Genomic DNA, 17,587 nt, shown 5'->3' on the forward strand with positions numbered 1-17,587 from the left:
AATGCCAGATGAAATTTAAAAGAATTCACGTAATTGTAATGGACTCAGTAGGGATTGGAGAAGCACCTGATGCTGCTGCATTTAATGATGCAGGTTCTCATACATTAGGACATATTTCAGAACGAGTTGGTTTAAATGTTCCAAATATGCAAGCATATGGATTAGGAAATATTGCTCCATTAAAAACTGTACCGCCAGTTGAAAATCCAAAAGGAAGTTACACTAAATTAGAAGAAGTTTCTGTAGGAAAAGATACAATGACAGGTCACTGGGAATTAATGGGATTAAATATTAAAACACCATTTAGAGTATTCCCTGATGGATTCCCTCAAGATTTATTAGATAAAATTACAGAATTCTCTGGAAGAAATATTGTTTGTAATAAACCATATAGTGGAACAGCTGTTATTGATGATTTTGGTAAACATCAAATGGAAACAGGCGATTTAATCGTTTATACAAGTGCTGACCCAGTATTACAAATTGCAGCTCATGAAGAAATTATTCCTTTAGAAGAATTATATCGTATTTGTGAATATACAAGAGAAATTACAAAAGATGATCCATATATGATTGGTCGTATTATTGCTCGTCCATATGTAGGAACTCCTGGTAACTTCCAACGTACTTCAAACCGTCATGACTATGCATTAAGTCCATTTGGTCAAACAACATTAGATTTCTTAAAAGAAAAAGGATTTGATGTTATTGCGATTGGTAAAATTAATGACATTTTCAACGGTCAAGGAATTACTGAATTTGTTCGTACGAAAAACAATATGGATGGTGTCGATAAATTAGTAGATATCTTGAAAAAAGATTTCACTGGAATGAGTTTCTTAAACTTAGTAGACTTTGATGCTGCTTATGGACACCGTAGAGATACTGTTGGATATGGGAATGCATTAGAAGAATTCGATGCCCGTATTCCAGAAATTTTAGAGCATATGCATGAAGATGACTTATTAATTATTACAGCTGACCATGGTAATGACCCAACATTCCCAGGAACTGACCATACTCGTGAGTATATTCCAGTGTTAGCAATTAGTAAATCTCTTCAACATCCAACACGCTTAACTCAAGGACATTTTTCAGATATTGCTGAAACCATTTCTGAAAACTTTGGCGTATCTTCAACTGGAAACGGACAAAGCTTCTTAAGTGAATTACAATAATATAATTGTGGAAATTCAATGAGTTCCATTATTGGATTTCCACTTCTTTTTTAAATAACCTAAATAAAGAGAGGACAGAGTAGCATGGCTTTAGATGATCAATTACTACATTTAGAACAAACAAAACGATTTTTACAAAACAATGGAGTTCAAAACATTGATTTTGGACTAATTTTAGGTTCAGGATTAGGAGAATTAGCAACAGAAGTAGAAAATCCAATTATCTTCAATTACAAAGATATTCCACACTTCCCAGTATCTACAGTAGTAGGTCACGCTGGTCGTTTAGTATACGGCGAATTATGTGGTAAAAAAGTTTTAATTATGGATGGACGTTTCCATTTTTATGAAGGATATCCAATGGAAACAGTTACGTTCCCAATTCGTTTAATGAAATTATTGGAAGTTGAAACAATGATTGTGACAAACTCTGCAGGAGGAAGCAATCCAAACTTCAAACCAGGGGACTTAATGTTAATTACAGACCATATTAATATTACAGGGACAAATCCATTAATTGGACCAAATGCTGATAGTTTTGGACCTCGTTTCCCTGATATGTCTCATGCTTATCATGTCTATGGACAAGAAGTTGTTCGTAAGGCTGCAAAAGAAGTAGGAGTGCAATTACAAGAAGGAGTTTATACAGGTTTATCTGGCCCAACTTATGAAACACCTGCTGAAGTTCGTATGGTACAAGTATTAGGTGGAGATGCAGTTGGTATGTCAACGGTTCCGGAAGTCATTATTGCAAACCATTCAGGAATTAAAGTGATCGGTATTTCTTGTATTACAAACTTAGCAGCTGGATTACAAGCAAACTTAAACCATGAGGAAGTTGTAGAAACAACTCAACGTGTAAAAGAATCATTCAAAGGTTTAGTTCGTAAAGTCATTGAAATTTATTAATTAGAATAGGAGTAGAGAAAGTGGATGCGTTAACGCTACGTATTGGGGAATTTGAAGGCCCAATGGATTTGTTATTACATTTAATTAAAGAGATGAAAATTGATATTTATAACATTCCAATGGTGGAATTAACGCATCAATATTTATCCTATATTCATTCCATGCAAGAAATGGAATTAGAAGTAGCTAGCGAGTATTTATTAATGGCAGCAACTTTATTAGAAATTAAAGCAAGAATGCTTTTACCGAAACCAAAAGTGGAAATTGATGAAGTAGAAGTAGAAGAAGATCCTAGGGACGAGTTAGTTGAAAAATTAATGGAATATAAGCAATTCCAAGAAGGTGCCAAAAAATTGGAAGAACTTTCTTTTCAAAGAGGCATGCATTATGGAAAAGAAGCTAGTGATTTATCTACTCTTCAAGAAATTATTCCATTACAAGAAGGTCAAGTAACGACTCAAGATTTATGGAATGCATTAAAGAAAATCGCAAGAAGAAATCTTGATAAAATGCCTCTACAAGCAAATATTCAACATGAAACACATACAGTAGAGGAAATGATGGATTCGATTTTAACAAAAATTCAAGAAAATCCTCAAAAAAGTATTCGATTTGATAAATGTTTTCCTTCGTTTCATCGTCATGCCATTGTAACAACATTTTTGGCGATGTTACAATTAGTAAGAGAACATAAAATTCGATTGGTACAACATGTGCCTTATGAAGATATTGTTTTAGAAACTTTCGATAAAGGTGGTGCATTTAGTGAATAATTATTTAGCAGCAACTCAAGCTTTATTATTTGTAGCAGGAGATGATGGCTTAACACTAGAAGAAATTAGTTATGTCGTTGGCATTGATAAAACGGCAGTTCGACAACTATTGGAAGAATTAATGGAACAATTAAAAGATGAAACAAGCGGCTTAGAATTGATTTTAACGGCGCAACGATATAAATTTGTAACGAAAGCATCGTTAAAACCCTATCTTGAAAAATATGCTGTTTCCCCATTTTCTTCTCAATTATCTAGTGCAGCTCTTGAAACATTGGCCATTATTGCTTATAAACAACCAATCACAAGATTAGAAGTTGAAAGTATACGTGGAGTTCAATGTAGTGGAGCCATTCAAAAATTATTGTTAAGAGATTTAATTGAAGAAGCAGGTCGAATGGATAGTCCAGGTCGTCCAAAATTATATCGTACGACTACTTATTTTATGGATTATTTCGGATTAGAAACATTAGATCAATTGCCAGATGTTGAATCATTACTAGAATTAAATCAAGAAGAAAGTAAGCAATTATTTAAAAATAATGAAGATTTGTTTGCAGAATTAGAACAAATGCATCAAGATGAAGAAACTATTTCGTAAGGGAAGAAGGAGTATCTAGTGGAAAGATTACAAAAAGTCATGGCACATGCCGGAATTGCATCTCGTAGAAAATGCGAAGCATTTATTGAAGAAGGTCGTGTTAAAGTAAATGGCACAGTTGTGAGAGAATTGGGATATAAAGTGTCTCAATCGGATAAAATTGAAGTAGATGGCATTCCGATTTATAAAGAAGAACCAGTTTACTTTATGTTTTATAAACCAAAATCTGTATTATCCAGTGTAACAGATGATAGAGGACGTACCGTTATTAGTGATTATTTTAAAGATATCCCACAACGTGTCTATCCAGTAGGAAGATTAGACTATGATACAACAGGATTAATTTTATTAACGAATGATGGTGAATTTGCGAATTTAATGACGCATCCAAAACATCATGTTGAAAAGAAATATATTGCTAAAGTAAAAGGTGTTCCAACACCACGCCATATGAGACAATTAGAAAGAGGTATTTGGATTGATGGCAAGAAAACTTCTAAAGCAGTTGCCAGAATTTTATCCGTTGATACTGAAAAAAATACAGGAATTGTTTCTTTAACGATTCACGAAGGTTGGAATCACCAAGTGAAGAAAATGTTTGAAGCGGTAGAATTACCCGTTCAAAAATTAAAACGTGAAGAATTCGGATTTTTAACATTAGAAAATTTAAGACCGGGAGATTATCGTGAACTTCGTGCATTTGAAGTTCAAAAATTAGTTCGTTTAGCAAAAAATGAGATTTAATTGACTTTTCTGAAGTAGTTATGAATGCCTGTAGCCAGTTTTTACTGGTTATGGGCAAACTACTAGGTAAAGTCATTTTTGTTTTTCATACTAATCAATCACTGAATTATGTTATAATGTTTTTGAGGAATTTTCACTGAAATGAGGAAAAATATGACGATCACAATTCAAACGACATCACAAGAAGAAACAATGAAAATAGGAGAATTATTAGCAAAAGGTGCCTTTTCTAACAGTACAATCATTTTGTCTGGAGATTTAGGAGCTGGTAAAACGACTTTTACAAAAGGATTTGCTTTAGGATTAGACATTACACGTGTCATTAAAAGTCCAACCTATACTTTAATTCGTGAATATACTAAAGGTCGCTTACCTTTATTTCATATGGATATGTATCGTATTGAAGAAAGTGGAGGAGCGAGTGAAATTGGTTTAGAGGAGTATTTTCATCGTGAAGGTGTCGTAATGGTTGAATGGGCAAATTTTATCGAAGAAGAATTACCTATGAATCGATTAATTATTTCTATTGAACAAACTTCTCTCACTACTCGATCCATTACACTTGATGCTATAGGAAAAGAATACGAAAAATGGTTGAATCAATTTGAGGGTTGGTGGACAAATGAAAGAGAAAGTTGAATTAGAAATTGAAGTAGTGTCTGTAGAAGATGCAGAAGCTTTAATTGAATATACAAAAAAAGTTGGAAAAGAAACAAATTTTTTAAGTTTTGGTGAAGAAGGATTAGAGTTAACTGTCCAACAAGAAGAATTATATATTCAATCTGTTTTAGAAAGTGATAATCAAATGTTGCTACTTGCAAAATTAGGGCAAGAAATTATTGCAGTCGCTTCAATTGGTGGAAATTCAAAAGAAAAATTTCAACATGTGGGTGAACTAGGCATTAGTATTTTAAAAGAATATTGGGGTCAAGGATTAGGAAGTGCCTTAATGGAAGAATTACTTTCATGGGCAAAAGACTATTCACCTCTTGAAAAAATTAGATTAGCAGTTGTTCAAGAAAATGTTGCAGCAATTGCTTTATATAAAAAGTTTGGGTTTGAAATAGTAGCGATTGAAGAAAAAGAAATGAAAGTAAATGGTCAATATTATGATGTCATTCAAATGGCCTATTTCGTAGAAAAGGAGTAATACATGAAAGTCGGAATTATTGCAGCGATGGAAGAGGAAAAACGTCTTCTATCTGAAGAAATGACAATTGAACAGGAAGTAAAAATTGCAGGATGGACATTTTTAGAAGGACGTTTAAATGGCGTATCTATTGTATTAGTGCAATCTGGTATTGGTAAAGTAATGTCTAGTGTAACAGCTGCTTTATTAATTCACCATTTTAATGTGACCCTAGTCATTAATACAGGATCAGCAGGTGGATTTGGAACAGAAATGAATATTGGAGATATTGTGGTTGCTACAGAATTAGCGTACAGTGATGCAGATGTAACAGCTTTTCAATATGAATATGGACAAATGCCAGGAATGCCTGCACGCTTCCAAGCTCAAGTGATTGAAGATGACGTTATAAAAGCAATTCAATCTGAGTTGAATTTATCTGTGTATAAAGGACTGGTTGTTTCAGCAGATAGTTTTATTCATCGTGAAGATCAACGATTATTAATTTTAAAACATTTCCCAGATGTTTTAGCAACTGAAATGGAAGGAGCCTCTATTGCACAAGCTTGTTATGCATTACAAACTCCAGTCATTGTTGTCAGAGCAATCTCGGATATGCCACAAAAAGGAACATCAGCAGTTGATTTTGATACATTTATTGTTGAAGCAGGTCGTAAATCAGCATTGATTGTTCATCAATTATTACATCATTTAAAAGAAGATTAATGATTAGGGGGAGTTCTCTTGTTAAATATTGGAGTAGTTGGGATTGGTGCGATTGCACAAAAAGCCTATTTACCAGTAATGCGTTCAATTGGTAATGTAAAATGGTATATGTGTACTAGAAATGTAGAAGTTTTACAACGAGAATCAAAATTATTAGGGCGTTGTATTCCATGTAGTAGTGTAGAGGAATTATTACAGTTTGATTTAGATGGAGTCATGATTCATGTTTCAACGGAGGCTCATGTTGAAGTTGCCAAGCAATTTTTAGAAAAAGGAATTCCAGTATATTTAGATAAACCGATTGCTCCTAGTTATGAAGAAACGCTTGAATTATATCGATTAGCCAAAGAAAATCAAACTTTTTTAACAGCAGGATTTAATCGACGTTTTGCTCCCAAAGTAGTGGAATTAAAAAATGTCCTTCATAAGAAGAGAATTATTACAGAGAAGAATTGTACGATTCCAAGTTTTGATAATCGTACACGTATTTTTGATGTTTTTATTCATCCTTTAGATACAGCATTATTTTTAATGGATGAAAAACCAAACCGTGGATCATTCTATTATAAGAAAAATCGCGGTGTTATTGAACAATGTACAATTTATTTAGAAAATGAAGAACAATCAGCTATTGTAATGATGAATACAGAATCTGGTGCGAATCTTGAAAGAATTGAAGTTCAAGCTGAAACGGGTACTTTTTCATTACAAAATTTAACAGACTTAACCATTTATCAAGGTGGAGAAGAAATTAAAGATCATTTTTCATCCTGGGATTCTACTTTATATAAGAGAGGATTTGAAAGTATTGTTCATTCCTTTATTATTGCTGTTCAAACTAATGGTGAAAATCCAGTTTCTCCTATTTCAAGCTTATTAAGTCATTTTATTTGTGAGAGATTAGCACATGCAAAAGCATCTGAAGGCTTTTTATCATTTGACGTAGAAACTGATGAATAGTATCATAAAAAAGATATTGCATAAATAGGAGAGAAGAAGATGAAAGAATGGTGGAAAGAGCAATTTCCAGAAGTGAAAGTATGCTTCCATGAACCTTTAAAAAAATATACTTATACAAAAACAGGTGGGGAAGCTGAATGTTTAATTTTCCCAAAAGATAAACATGAAACTGCCAAAATTATTAAAGCTTTACAAGAAAAACAAATTCCAATTACAGTATTAGGAAATGCCAGCAATGTCATTGTTAGAGATGGTGGCATAAAAGGAGCTGTTATTTTATTAAATGAAATGACGGCTATGAAAGTAATGGGAAATAAAATTTTAGCAGAAGCTGGTGTGTCTTTAATTGAAGTGACAAAATGCGCATTAGAACAATCTTTAACAGGATTAGAATTCGCATGTGGTATCCCAGGAAGTGTTGGTGGAGCCATGTATATGAACGCAGGTGCCTATGGTGGTGAAGTTTGCGAAGTAGTAGAATTTGTGGATGTTGTCACTCGTACAGGTGAAATCAAACGTCTAACAAATGAAGAATTAGAGTTTTCATATCGTCATAGTGCTTTACAAGAAAGTGGAGATTTAGTGATTGATGTCTGCTTTAATTTAAGTCCAGGGAAAAGGGAATCAATTAAAGCAAAAATGGAAGAATTAACTCATTTACGTGAAAGTAAACAGCCATTAGAATATCCTTCTTGTGGAAGTGTGTTTAAGCGACCAGAAGGTCATTTTACTGGAAAATTAATCCAAGATGCAGGACTTCAAGGATTCCAAATTGGTGGTGCTCAAGTGTCTAAAAAACATGCAGGGTTTATTGTAAACATTGATCATGCAACAGCTACAGATTATTTAGCGGTGATTCAACATGTTCAAGAAATTGTGTTCGAACAATTCCAAGTAAGACTCGAGCCCGAAGTGAAAATTATTGGTGAAGAGTCAAGATAGAGGAGAAAAAATGATGAAAGAGAATAAATTCTTACAAACAGGTCTTCTTCATGTAGTTTCGTTAATTGTTTTAGTTCTAAGTTATCACTATGTAGGGATTACATTGCCAATTTTTAATGGAGTGGATATTAACTTCTTTTATATTTTATTAGCGATTGTGGCTGGTTTAGCGGGTTCGTTATTTGCTGCAATTGTTGGTGTAGCAACGATTATTATTGATTTATTATTAGGGACGACAGAGCAGTGGATTGCAATTGCGATTTCTGTAGGGATTCTTGGATATGTTTTTGGTCTAGGTATTCGACGTAAGTCATTTTTAGCGGGTACTTTTTCTCGTCATGATGCTTTGCGTTTTAATGTGATTCAAGTGGTTGCGAATGTGATTATTTTTGGTTTGATTTTACCGACGTTAGAGGTCTTTTTCTATCAAGCTTCTACGGCAGTTGTTTTTATTAATGGTTGGATTTTTAGTATGATTAATTCAATTTTGATTGCCATTTTCGCAACAGCATTGTTTAAATTAATTGCGAATCGTGTGAAAGTTAAACGTACAAATAACAAATAAAGAATACAAAAAATATTTCCTGATTTAGCTAGGACGCCAGCAGCTTCGCTTTGCGAATCTCATGGCTAAAATTTGAGCCTAAGGTCTCAATTTTTCCAATAGTGACAAAAACACTTCCTAGTGTTTCTGTCACTAAAGCTAAAAAGGAAATATTTTTTATATTCTTTATTTTTTACGTAGTGAACATTTGGTAGCTGAAGTGATAGAAATGGTAATTGCGTTTATATATGATACGTAAGAATATCGTCTAAGAAAACTAAATAACATTAATAAAGAAATAAAAAATAATTTTTTATAGCTATAGCGATTTAATCGCTAAGGAAAATTTGAGACCAAGGTTCAAATTTTAGCCATGAGACCGCGAGGTCTGCTGACGTCCTAGCTATACGAAAAATCATTTTTTATTTCTTTATTCTAGGCTAAGAACTTTTCTTTAACATCTTGTTAAAAACTTATCATGGTAGTAAAATAAGCGTATACATAGATAGATTAATAAAAGGGGGAAACTATCATGAATCGTTTGCAAAAAATTTGTTTAGCTGTTATTTGGAATCTAGGAACTTTTACCGGTTGCGTGCTAAGTTCATTTGATTATCGTTTTATAATCTTTTTCCTAATTACATTAATCACTACACCTCTTGTTATTAAGTTGTTAGAAAAATTTATTCAAAAAAATTTTGTAAAATAACTTTAAAATAATTTAATTGTCTTACTACATCAAAAATTGATTTCTATTTTTGTAAGATGCGTAAGAACGTAACGTCAGAAAACTAAATAACTAAAATAAAGAAATAAAAAATAATTTTTTTATAGCTGAGGTGATAGAATTGCTGAATAGCGATTCTATCACAAAGGAAAATTTGAGACCAAGGCTCAAATTTTAGCCATGAGACCGTCAGGTCTGCTGGCGTCCTAGCTATACGAAAAATTATTTTTTTATTTCTTTATTCTACGTCTAAAACTTTTATGTTCCAATGATTTTTTCTTGCTTATTGTTAGAAATCGTGTTTGAATAAAAGACAAGCAGATTCAATTTAGAAATGGAGGTCATTTCATGACAAAAGAATTTAACAGTTTTACACTCGTAGAACAAAAACCATTACCAGATATCCGTTGCGATTACTATTTATATAAACATGACAAAACAGGTGCTCAAGTCATGTACTTAAAAACAGACGATGACAACAAAGCATTCTCCATCGCATTCCGTACACCACCATATGACGACAACGGAATTGCGCACATTATCGAACACTCCGTATTAAACGGATCAAAAAAATACCCAACAAAAGAACCATTCGTAGAATTATTAAAAGGTTCCCTACAAACATTTTTAAACGCATGGACATTTTCTGATAAAACAATGTACCCAGTAGCTTCAAGAAATCAGAAAGATTTTGAGAATTTAATGGACGTATATTTAGACGCAGTATTTTATCCAAATCTTTTATCAAACCCACAAATTTTAATGCAAGAAGGATGGCATTATCATTTAGAAAATAAAGAAGATGAATTAACTTATAAAGGCGTTGTTTATAATGAAATGAAGGGAGCATTTTCTCAACCAGAATCAGAATTAAATCGCCTAGTTGAACCAACATTATTCCCAGATACATTTTATAAACATGTTTCTGGAGGAATGCCAGCTTCAATTCCAACACTGACACAAGAAAAATTCATTGATTTCCATCAAACGTATTATCACCCAAGTAATGCTCGAGTAACTTTATATGGGAATTTAGATTTAGCAAAAGCAATGGAACAATTATCAGAATACTTTGATGCTTTTGAAGCAAAAGAAGTTCCATTTGTAGGATACCAACAAGAACCATTTACAAGTGTTAAAGAACTAACAAGTACGTATTCTGTTTCTAAAGGCGACTCAACTGAGAATAAAACATTGTTAGAATATGCTTGGGCTACAGGAACGAGTACTAATGGAGAAGAAGGAATTGCTTTAAGTATTTTAGATGAATTACTATTAGGTAGTAATACAGCACCATTGAAGAAAGCTTTATTAAAAGCGAATATTGGTAGTGATGTTATGGGTGGATATTCTGCTTATACGTATTCTCCAACATTTGAAGTTGTTTTAAAAGATACAGATGCTGATAAAAAAGAACAATTTGTTCAAATTATTCAACAGGAATTACAACGTTTAGTGAAAGAAGGAATTTCTAGAAAAGCGATTCAAGCTGCTTTAAATAAAACAGCTTTCCGTTATAAAGAATTAACAGCTTTGGAAGGTAGTACACCAAAAGGTGTTATGTATGGAATGAATGCTTTAACAAGTTGGTTATATGATGGAAGTCCATATGTATCATTTGAATACCAACAACATTTAGATGCCATTCAAGCTAAAGTTGAAGAAGGATATTTTGAAAACATTATTCAAAAATATTTATTAGACAATACTCATGCTGCTATTATTACTTTAAAACCAGAAGCAGGTTTATTAGAAGAAAAAGAAGCAGAATTAGCTAAAAAATTAGCAGAGTACAAAGCAAGTCTAAGTGAAGAAGAGTTAGATCAATTAGTCGAAACGACTCAAAAATTAATCGAAAGACAAGAATCTCCTGATAGACCAGAAGATTTAGCGAAAATTCCAACACTATCCATTGATGATATTCAAAAGAAAGCAACTCAATATCCATTAACCGTTGAAGAAGGAAACGATACACCGACTTTCTTACATTATGAAGACTTCACAGCAGGTATTTCATATGCGAAATATTTCTTTGATATGAGAGGGATTAAAACGGAAGAAATTCCGGTAGCTGCTTTTGTCACTGAATTATTAGGTGAAATTAGTACAAAACATTTTGCTGATGAAGATTTAAATACGGAGATGGATTTCTATACCGGTGGAATTTCAACAAATGCTTTTGTCATGACAGAAGATGTTGCGAAAAATGTGTATTATCCATTCTTCACAGTTTCAGGAAAAGCTTTATCTCAATATTTACCAAAATTAATTGAATTAGTGGAAGAAATTGTCTTCCGTTCAAACTTGGAAGATTATGATAAGATTAAAGAACTGTTATTAAATACAAAAGCGAATTTAGAAATGCATATGAATTATGCTTCGCATACCATTGCAGTCCGTAGATTAGAATCTTACTATTCAGAAGGAGCAAAATATGCTCAAGCATTAGAAGGTATTGATTACTATGATTATATTTCTAATTTAGTGAAACATTATGATGAGAGAAAAGAAAGCTTTAGTCAACAATTGATTGCTGTACTTCGTCAAATCTTAAATATTCATGGAGTAACTGCTACATTTGTCGGAAGTAAAGAGGATTTTGAACAATTTAAAGCTTTATCTCAATCATTCTTCCAACACTTATCACAAGAAGTAGTGACACCACAACCATTCACAACTCCTGTTGAAGTATTGAATGAAGGATTTAAAACTGCTCAAGAAATTCAATATGTAGCAAAAGGGTACAATCAAACATTACTAGGTGTTCCATTTGAAGGATCTAATGCATTCTTACAAACGGTTTTAGGGTTAGATTATTTATGGAATACAGTTCGTGTTAAAGGTGGTGCGTACGGTGGAATGAGTGTGATTGGTGGAAAAGGTGAAGTAGCTGCTGTGTCCTATCGTGATCCAAACTTAGTAGAAACTCTGAAAACTTATGATGGACAAGTTCAATATTTAGAAAATTACAATCCATCAAAAGAAGAATTTGAGAAAAATCTCATTGGAACATTTAGCAGTATTGATCGTCCACTTTCTGCAAATCAAAAAGGAAATATTGCCTTTACTCGTTACTTTACTCATGTGACAAATGAACTTGTTCAAAAAACTCGTGATGAAGTTTTAAATGTAACACCTGAAAAAGTTCGTTCATTTGCTCCAACAATGAAAAAAGTATTAGATCAAAATGCCTTTGTAGTAGTTGGAAATGATGTAAAAATCGAACAAAATAAGGAAATTTTCAAAACAATTCGTTCATTATTCAATGACTAATCATTTGACTTAATTTCATCTATCGTTAAAAGAGGAATTTTCTATTTAGTAGAAATTCCTTTTTTATTTATTTGAACAATTATGAGGGGGGATGTTTTAAGATTTTGTTTGAGTTTTTAAGCTTTTAATTATACAATGTCAAAGTGAGACTTTTAGTAAAGGAGAATTAGACTAGATGAAATTAAGAAATATCGCATTGACATTGTCTGCATTGGTACTGTTATCTTTACCGACAGTTAATGCAAAAGAAGAAAAAACTGAAAAATTAACAGGATGGCAAACGGTTAATGGCCAACAATATTTTTATAATGAAGATGGTACAAAAGCAACTTCTTCATGGATCGATCATTTCTATGTAAATAAAGAAGGAAAAAAAGTTGTTTCTGAATTCATTTATGATGAAAATTATAAAGCATCATTTTTCTTAAAAGCAGATGGAACATTTGCTGAAAATCAATGGCTTGAAATTAATGGAAAATGGTATTACTTCAAAGCTGGTGGATACATGGCTAAAAATCAATGGAAAGATCGTTATTATTTAAAAGATAATGGTCAGATGGCTATTAATGAATGGGTTTATACACCAGAAGCCTTTTATGTTAAAGCAGATGGTAGTTACGCTGAAAATCAATGGTTGGAAATTGGGACTAAATGGTATTATTTTAAAGAATCAGGATTCATGGCTAAAAACGAGTGGAAAGGGAATTATTATTTAAATCCAAATGGAGCAATGGCGAAACAAGAATGGATTTATGATGATCAGTATAAATCTTATTTCTATGCAAAAAAAGATGGAAAATATGCTGAAAAAGAATGGATTCAAGATGGAGGAAAATGGTATTACTTACTATCTGCTGGATATTTAGCAACTCGTCAATGGGTTGGTGATTATTTTGTGAATGGTAGTGGAGCGATGATGACTAAAGAATGGTTATTTGATCCAAGTTATCAATCTATGTTTTATTTAAATGCAGATGGCCGTTATGCACGTAATGAATGGGTTCAAATTGACGGAGATTGGTATTACTTTAAAGCAAACGGTGCTAGAGCTGAAAGAGAATGGGTAGGTAATTATTATTTAGGTGACGCTGGTGCAATGGCTACCGGTGTTGTAACAGTTGGAGATACAAAATATACATTCTCAAATTCTGGAACGATTGAAAAGCAAGAAAAAGTCAATAGAGGTTGGGTTCAAAAAAATGGTCAACGTTATTTCTATAATGGACGATCTGAACAAGTTGGTGGAAGTAATGCCAAGAAAGTCATCGATGTGAGTGAACATAATGGAAAAATCCAAAACTGGAGTCAAGTGATTCGTGATAATGGCATTGATGGAGTTATCGTTCGTTTAGGATATTACGCTTATGATGAAGATAAACAGTTGGCTTATAATATTAAAGAATTGAACCGTTTGGGGATTCCATATGGTGTTTATTTATATACTTATGCAGAAAATGAATCAGATGCTGAATTAGAAGCGAAACATACTATTAAACTAATGGAAAAATATCATATTCAACCAAGTTACCCAATTTATTATGATGTTGAAAATTGGGAATATGTGAATAAAACAAAAGCTGCTCCTAAAGATACAAAAACATGGGTAAAAATTGTAAATAAATATATGGATACCATGCATAAAGCAGGCTATACGAATGTAAGAATTTATAGCTATAGACATTTATTACAAACACGTTTAAATCATCCAGATATTTTAAAATATGTGGACTGGGTAGCTGCTTATACAGATGCATTAGATTGGAATAATCCTCATTATTCAGGATCTAAAGGTTGGCAATATACTTCAAGCGAATACTTAAAAGGTATTAGCGGAAAAGTAGACGTTAGCGTTTGGTATTAATGAATTTAAGAAATATAAAAAAAGTCAGACATAAGTCTGGCTTTTTTTAGTGATGACAACAACGACATTGCCCTGGAATACATGTACAAGCTAAATGTTCAGGAGCATCCATTTCTTTTTCTTGTAATAATTTTTGTAATTGATGAGTATCTTGTTTTGATAATTGAGCTTTTTGAATAAGTAAGGCTAGTAATTCACCTTGTTTTTTTTGGCAAACATGACTTAATAACTCATTGCATTCTATATCTAGTAGTTCTTCTTCTGTTAATGTTGCAATATATTGATAAGGTCTTTTAGAAGTTGGTACAATAAATTCTTTTTTCAAAAGTCGATTGATGAGAGTTTTAATCGTAGCAGCTTGCCAATTGAAATTTGTAGATAATGCTTCAATAATAAAAGAACTCGTGCATTTTGGGTTTGCCCATATTACTCGAAGAACTTGTCTTTCTGAAGCACTAATTGTATGAGAAAGTGTCATTTTTATTCTCCTTTCTTTGATATTTATTAGTGTAAATCTGAAAAATCTCTTTGTCAATATATTGATGGAGACTTAATTTTATCACTATATTTTGTGTTATTGTTTTTATGAAATACTAAATATAGAATTTTTTTTGTTGATATAAGACTGGAAAGTAGATATAATAGGGAGGTATGAAATAGAGGAGTAAGTATGAAAGTAGTTTTTTTATCATTGACAGGACAGACGAGAAGATTTGTTCAAAAATTGGAGTTTCCCACTGTAGAAATTACACCACAAAATGTATTTCAAACAATGGATGAGCCATATATTATTATAAGTCCTACTTATGATATGGAAGTATTTGAATATTTTCAAGATTTTATTGAAACAGGTAATAACCAAGCTTTATTAAAAGGAGTAGCTGGTTCTGGAAATCGCAATTTTAATACGTCCTTTTGTCAAACAGCAAAAATTATTTCTGCTACTTATGAAGTTCCACTATTGCATTGTTTTGAGTTTCATGGAACTCAAAAAGACGTAACTATAATAAAGGAAAAGGTGAGCGAACTTGGATAGTCCAAAATTAATTAGTAAATCTCAAGAAGTAACATATTTTTCATTAAATAATGAATTGAACCGTCCGGTTGATGGAAAAATTCCGTTGCATAAGGATAAAGAAGCAGTACGTGCTTTCTTCTTAGAACATGTCAATCCAAACACGGTATTTTTCTATACATTAGATGAAAAATTAGATTATTTACTTGAACATGATTATTTAGAAGAAGAGTTTTTAAATAAATATGATCGTGAATTTGTTAAAAGCTTAATGCAAGAAATTTATAAGAAAAAATTCCGTTTTCGTTCATTTATGTCAGCATTTAAGTTTTATAAGCAATATGCTTTAAAAACAAATGATGGCGAACGTTATTTAGAACGTTTTGAAGATCGTATTGTCTTTAATGCTTTATTTTTAGCAGATGGAGATGAACAATTAGCTAGAGACTTAGCTGAAGAGATGATTCATCAACGTTACCAACCAGCGACTCCAACATTTTTAAATGCTGGAAGAAAGCGTCGTGGTGAATTAGTTTCTTGTTTCTTAATTCAAACAACGGATGACATGAATAGTATTGGCCGTACGATTAACTCTGCATTACAATTATCAAGAATTGGTGGAGGCGTTGGAGTAAGCTTATCAAACGTTCGTGCAGCTGGAGACCCAATTAAGAAAATTGAAAATGCTTCTAGCGGGGTTGTTCCAATTATGAAATTATTAGAAGATAGTTTCAGTTATTCAAACCAATTAGGACAACGTAATGGTGCAGGAGCCGTTTATTTAAATGTTTTCCACCCAGATATCGTATCATTCTTGTCGACTAAAAAAGAAAATGCGGATGAAAAAATTCGTGTTAAAACATTATCATTAGGGCTAGTAGTTCCAGATAAGTTTTACGAGTTAATTAAGAATGATGATATGATGTACTTATTTAGTCCATATGATGTGGAACGTATTTATGGTGTTCCTTTCTCTTATGTAGATATTACAAAAGAGTATGAGAATATGGTGAATAATTCAGAAATTCGTAAATCAAAATTGCGTGCACGTGATTTAGAACAAGAAATTAGTAAATTACAACAAGAATCTGGTTATCCATATATCGTAAATATCGATACAGTGAACAAAGCAAATCCAATTGATGGAAAAATCATTATGAGTAACTTATGTTCAGAAATTTTACAAGTACAAAGTCCTTCAGTAATTAATAATGCCCAAGAGTATGAAGTGCTTGGAACGGATATTAGTTGTAATTTAGGTTCTACAAATATTGTTAATTTAATGCAATCACCTGATTTTGAACGTTCAATTGAAGTAGCAGTTCGTGCATTAACATTTGTCACAGATCACTCAAGTATCGATGCAGTTCCAACAGTGAAAAATGGAAACCAAAAAGCTCATACAATTGGTTTAGGAGCAATGGGCTTACATACATTCTTTGCGTTAAATCAAATGGAATATGGTTCGCCTGAATCGATTGAAGTAACAGATTTATACTTCCGTCTATTGAATTTCTATACATTAAAAGCAAGTCATAAAATTGCGAAAGAACGTGGTGTAACATTTGATGGCTTTGAAAAATCTGCCTATGCATCAGGAACTTATTTCGATGCTTACACGGAATCAGATGTAGAAATTAAATCTGAAAAAGTAAAAGAAATTTTTGAAAACTTACCAATTCCAACGGCAGAAGATTGGAAACAATTAAAAGCAGATGTTATGGCTGATGGATTATATCACCAAAATCGTTTAGCAATTGCTCCAACAGGCTCAATCAGCTATGTAAATGAAACAAGTGCAAGCTTGCATCCAATTACTCGTTTAATTGAGGAGCGTCAAGAGAAGAAAACTGGTAAAACATATTATCCAGCACCATTCTTATCAAATGAAACATTACCATATTATAAATCAGCTTATGATATTGATATGCGTAAAGTGATTGATGTATATGCAGCAGCTCAAAAACATATTGACCAAGGAATGAGTTTAACATTATTCATGCGTTCTGAATTACCAGAAGGTTTATATGAATGGAAAAATGGACGTACAAGAAAAATGACAACAAGAGATTTAAATATCTTAAGAAACTATGCTTGGAATAAAGGAATCAAATCAATTTATTATGTTCGTACATTTACAGAAAATAATGATGAAATTGGAAGTAATGGTTGCGAAAGTTGTAGTATTTAATTCAAAAAAGGAGA

General features: G+C 32.3%; 17 protein-coding genes. 16 read left to right on the top strand and 1 reads right to left on the bottom strand.

Going from position 1 to position 17,587, the window contains the following annotated elements; genetic code table 11:
• Positions 1 to 8: 8 nt before the first annotated feature.
• The 14 genes from deoB to HMPREF0446_RS03420 all read left to right on the top strand — a co-directional run bounded on the left by deoB (position 9) and on the right by HMPREF0446_RS03420 (position 14,367).
• Positions 9 to 1,178, top strand: coding sequence for a phosphopentomutase (gene deoB, locus HMPREF0446_RS03360; RefSeq protein ID WP_006702817.1), 1,170 nt, complete (start codon positions 9 to 11; stop codon positions 1,176 to 1,178).
• A gap of 84 nt (positions 1,179 to 1,262) precedes the next feature.
• Positions 1,263 to 2,087: a purine-nucleoside phosphorylase gene (locus HMPREF0446_RS03365; protein WP_006702816.1), complete on the top strand. Its 825-nt coding sequence runs from the start codon at positions 1,263 to 1,265 to the stop codon at positions 2,085 to 2,087.
• Positions 2,088 to 2,107: 20 nt separating this feature from the next.
• Positions 2,108 to 2,860: a segregation and condensation protein A gene (locus tag HMPREF0446_RS03370; RefSeq protein WP_006702815.1), complete on the top strand. Its 753-nt coding sequence runs from the start codon at positions 2,108 to 2,110 to the stop codon at positions 2,858 to 2,860.
• Positions 2,853 to 3,461: an SMC-Scp complex subunit ScpB gene (scpB, locus tag HMPREF0446_RS03375; RefSeq protein WP_006702814.1), complete on the top strand. Its 609-nt coding sequence runs from the start codon at positions 2,853 to 2,855 to the stop codon at positions 3,459 to 3,461. Before HMPREF0446_RS03370 ends, scpB begins: the two co-directional genes overlap by 8 nt.
• A gap of 18 nt (positions 3,462 to 3,479) precedes the next feature.
• Positions 3,480 to 4,205, top strand: coding sequence for a pseudouridine synthase (locus HMPREF0446_RS03380; protein ID WP_006702813.1), 726 nt, complete (start codon positions 3,480 to 3,482; stop codon positions 4,203 to 4,205).
• Positions 4,206 to 4,358: 153 nt separating this feature from the next.
• Positions 4,359 to 4,844 (top strand): tRNA (adenosine(37)-N6)-threonylcarbamoyltransferase complex ATPase subunit type 1 TsaE, encoded by a 486-nt coding sequence (tsaE, locus tag HMPREF0446_RS03385; RefSeq protein WP_006702812.1) that lies wholly within the window; start codon positions 4,359 to 4,361, stop codon positions 4,842 to 4,844.
• Positions 4,828 to 5,355: a GNAT family N-acetyltransferase gene (locus HMPREF0446_RS03390; protein ID WP_020991329.1), complete on the top strand. Its 528-nt coding sequence runs from the start codon at positions 4,828 to 4,830 to the stop codon at positions 5,353 to 5,355. The genes tsaE and HMPREF0446_RS03390 overlap by 17 nt, the downstream gene beginning before the upstream one ends.
• Before the next feature lie 3 nt (positions 5,356 to 5,358).
• Positions 5,359 to 6,060, top strand: a complete 702-nt coding sequence (locus HMPREF0446_RS03395) for a 5'-methylthioadenosine/adenosylhomocysteine nucleosidase (protein ID WP_006702810.1) — start codon at positions 5,359 to 5,361, stop codon at positions 6,058 to 6,060.
• An 18-nt stretch (positions 6,061 to 6,078) separates the two neighbouring features.
• Positions 6,079 to 7,020: a Gfo/Idh/MocA family protein gene (locus HMPREF0446_RS03400; RefSeq protein WP_006702809.1), complete on the top strand. Its 942-nt coding sequence runs from the start codon at positions 6,079 to 6,081 to the stop codon at positions 7,018 to 7,020.
• Positions 7,021 to 7,059: 39 nt separating this feature from the next.
• A complete protein-coding gene (murB, locus tag HMPREF0446_RS03405) occupies positions 7,060 to 7,962 on the top strand; it encodes a UDP-N-acetylmuramate dehydrogenase (RefSeq protein ID WP_006702808.1) in 903 nt (300 codons plus the stop codon).
• Positions 7,963 to 7,975: 13 nt separating this feature from the next.
• A complete protein-coding gene (locus tag HMPREF0446_RS03410; RefSeq protein ID WP_040507497.1) occupies positions 7,976 to 8,527 on the top strand; it encodes an ECF transporter S component in 552 nt (183 codons plus the stop codon).
• 511 nt (positions 8,528 to 9,038) lie between these two features.
• The gene (locus HMPREF0446_RS08455; RefSeq protein WP_006702806.1) at positions 9,039 to 9,215 is read left to right on the top strand and encodes a hypothetical protein; all 177 of its coding nucleotides are present in this window, start codon (positions 9,039 to 9,041) and stop codon (positions 9,213 to 9,215) included.
• 366 nt (positions 9,216 to 9,581) lie between these two features.
• Positions 9,582 to 12,506 carry an insulinase family protein gene (locus tag HMPREF0446_RS03415; RefSeq protein WP_006702805.1) on the top strand — a complete coding sequence of 975 codons (2,925 nt, stop codon included), beginning with the start codon at positions 9,582 to 9,584 and terminating at the stop codon, positions 12,504 to 12,506.
• A 175-nt stretch (positions 12,507 to 12,681) separates the two neighbouring features.
• Positions 12,682 to 14,367, top strand: a complete 1,686-nt coding sequence (locus HMPREF0446_RS03420; RefSeq protein WP_020991330.1) for a GH25 family lysozyme — start codon at positions 12,682 to 12,684, stop codon at positions 14,365 to 14,367.
• Positions 14,368 to 14,413: 46 nt separating this feature from the next.
• On the opposite strand, the gene HMPREF0446_RS03425 is transcribed toward HMPREF0446_RS03420, so the two are convergent.
• Entirely contained in the window at positions 14,414 to 14,845 is a 432-nt protein-coding gene (locus HMPREF0446_RS03425; RefSeq protein ID WP_020991331.1) for a BlaI/MecI/CopY family transcriptional regulator, read from the bottom strand.
• Between the two features lie 192 nt (positions 14,846 to 15,037).
• On the opposite strand from HMPREF0446_RS03425, the gene nrdI reads away from it, so the two are divergent.
• On the top strand, positions 15,038 to 15,403 hold the full coding sequence (nrdI, locus tag HMPREF0446_RS03430) for a class Ib ribonucleoside-diphosphate reductase assembly flavoprotein NrdI (protein ID WP_006702802.1): 366 nt from the start codon (positions 15,038 to 15,040) through the stop codon (positions 15,401 to 15,403).
• Positions 15,396 to 17,573: a class 1b ribonucleoside-diphosphate reductase subunit alpha gene (nrdE, locus tag HMPREF0446_RS03435; protein WP_006702801.1), complete on the top strand. Its 2,178-nt coding sequence runs from the start codon at positions 15,396 to 15,398 to the stop codon at positions 17,571 to 17,573. The genes nrdI and nrdE overlap by 8 nt, the downstream gene beginning before the upstream one ends.
• Positions 17,574 to 17,587 lie beyond the last annotated feature (14 nt).

Source organism: Granulicatella elegans ATCC 700633, from assembly GCF_000162475.2.
In the GTDB taxonomy this organism is placed as follows: Bacteria; Bacillota; Bacilli; order Lactobacillales; family Aerococcaceae; genus Granulicatella; species Granulicatella elegans.

Bases quoted from the DNA above. Each gene is read 5' to 3' on its own strand.
- murB (WP_006702808.1), top strand. From the start codon at position 7,060: ATGAAAGAATGGTGGAAAGAGCAATTTCCAGAAGTGAAAGTATGCTTC.
- tsaE (WP_006702812.1), top strand. From the start codon at position 4,359: ATGACGATCACAATTCAAACGACATCACAAGAAGAAACAATGAAAATA.
- HMPREF0446_RS03425 (WP_020991331.1), bottom strand. From the start codon at position 14,845: ATGACACTTTCTCATACAATTAGTGCTTCAGAAAGACAAGTTCTTCGA.
- HMPREF0446_RS03415 (WP_006702805.1), top strand. From the start codon at position 9,582: ATGACAAAAGAATTTAACAGTTTTACACTCGTAGAACAAAAACCATTA.
- nrdI (WP_006702802.1), top strand. From the start codon at position 15,038: ATGAAAGTAGTTTTTTTATCATTGACAGGACAGACGAGAAGATTTGTT.
- HMPREF0446_RS08455 (WP_006702806.1), top strand. From the start codon at position 9,039: ATGAATCGTTTGCAAAAAATTTGTTTAGCTGTTATTTGGAATCTAGGA.
- HMPREF0446_RS03410 (WP_040507497.1), top strand. From the start codon at position 7,976: ATGAAAGAGAATAAATTCTTACAAACAGGTCTTCTTCATGTAGTTTCG.
- HMPREF0446_RS03390 (WP_020991329.1), top strand. From the start codon at position 4,828: ATGAAAGAGAAAGTTGAATTAGAAATTGAAGTAGTGTCTGTAGAAGAT.
- HMPREF0446_RS03420 (WP_020991330.1), top strand. From the start codon at position 12,682: ATGAAATTAAGAAATATCGCATTGACATTGTCTGCATTGGTACTGTTA.
- deoB (WP_006702817.1), top strand. From the start codon at position 9: ATGAAATTTAAAAGAATTCACGTAATTGTAATGGACTCAGTAGGGATT.
- HMPREF0446_RS03365 (WP_006702816.1), top strand. From the start codon at position 1,263: ATGGCTTTAGATGATCAATTACTACATTTAGAACAAACAAAACGATTT.
- HMPREF0446_RS03395 (WP_006702810.1), top strand. From the start codon at position 5,359: ATGAAAGTCGGAATTATTGCAGCGATGGAAGAGGAAAAACGTCTTCTA.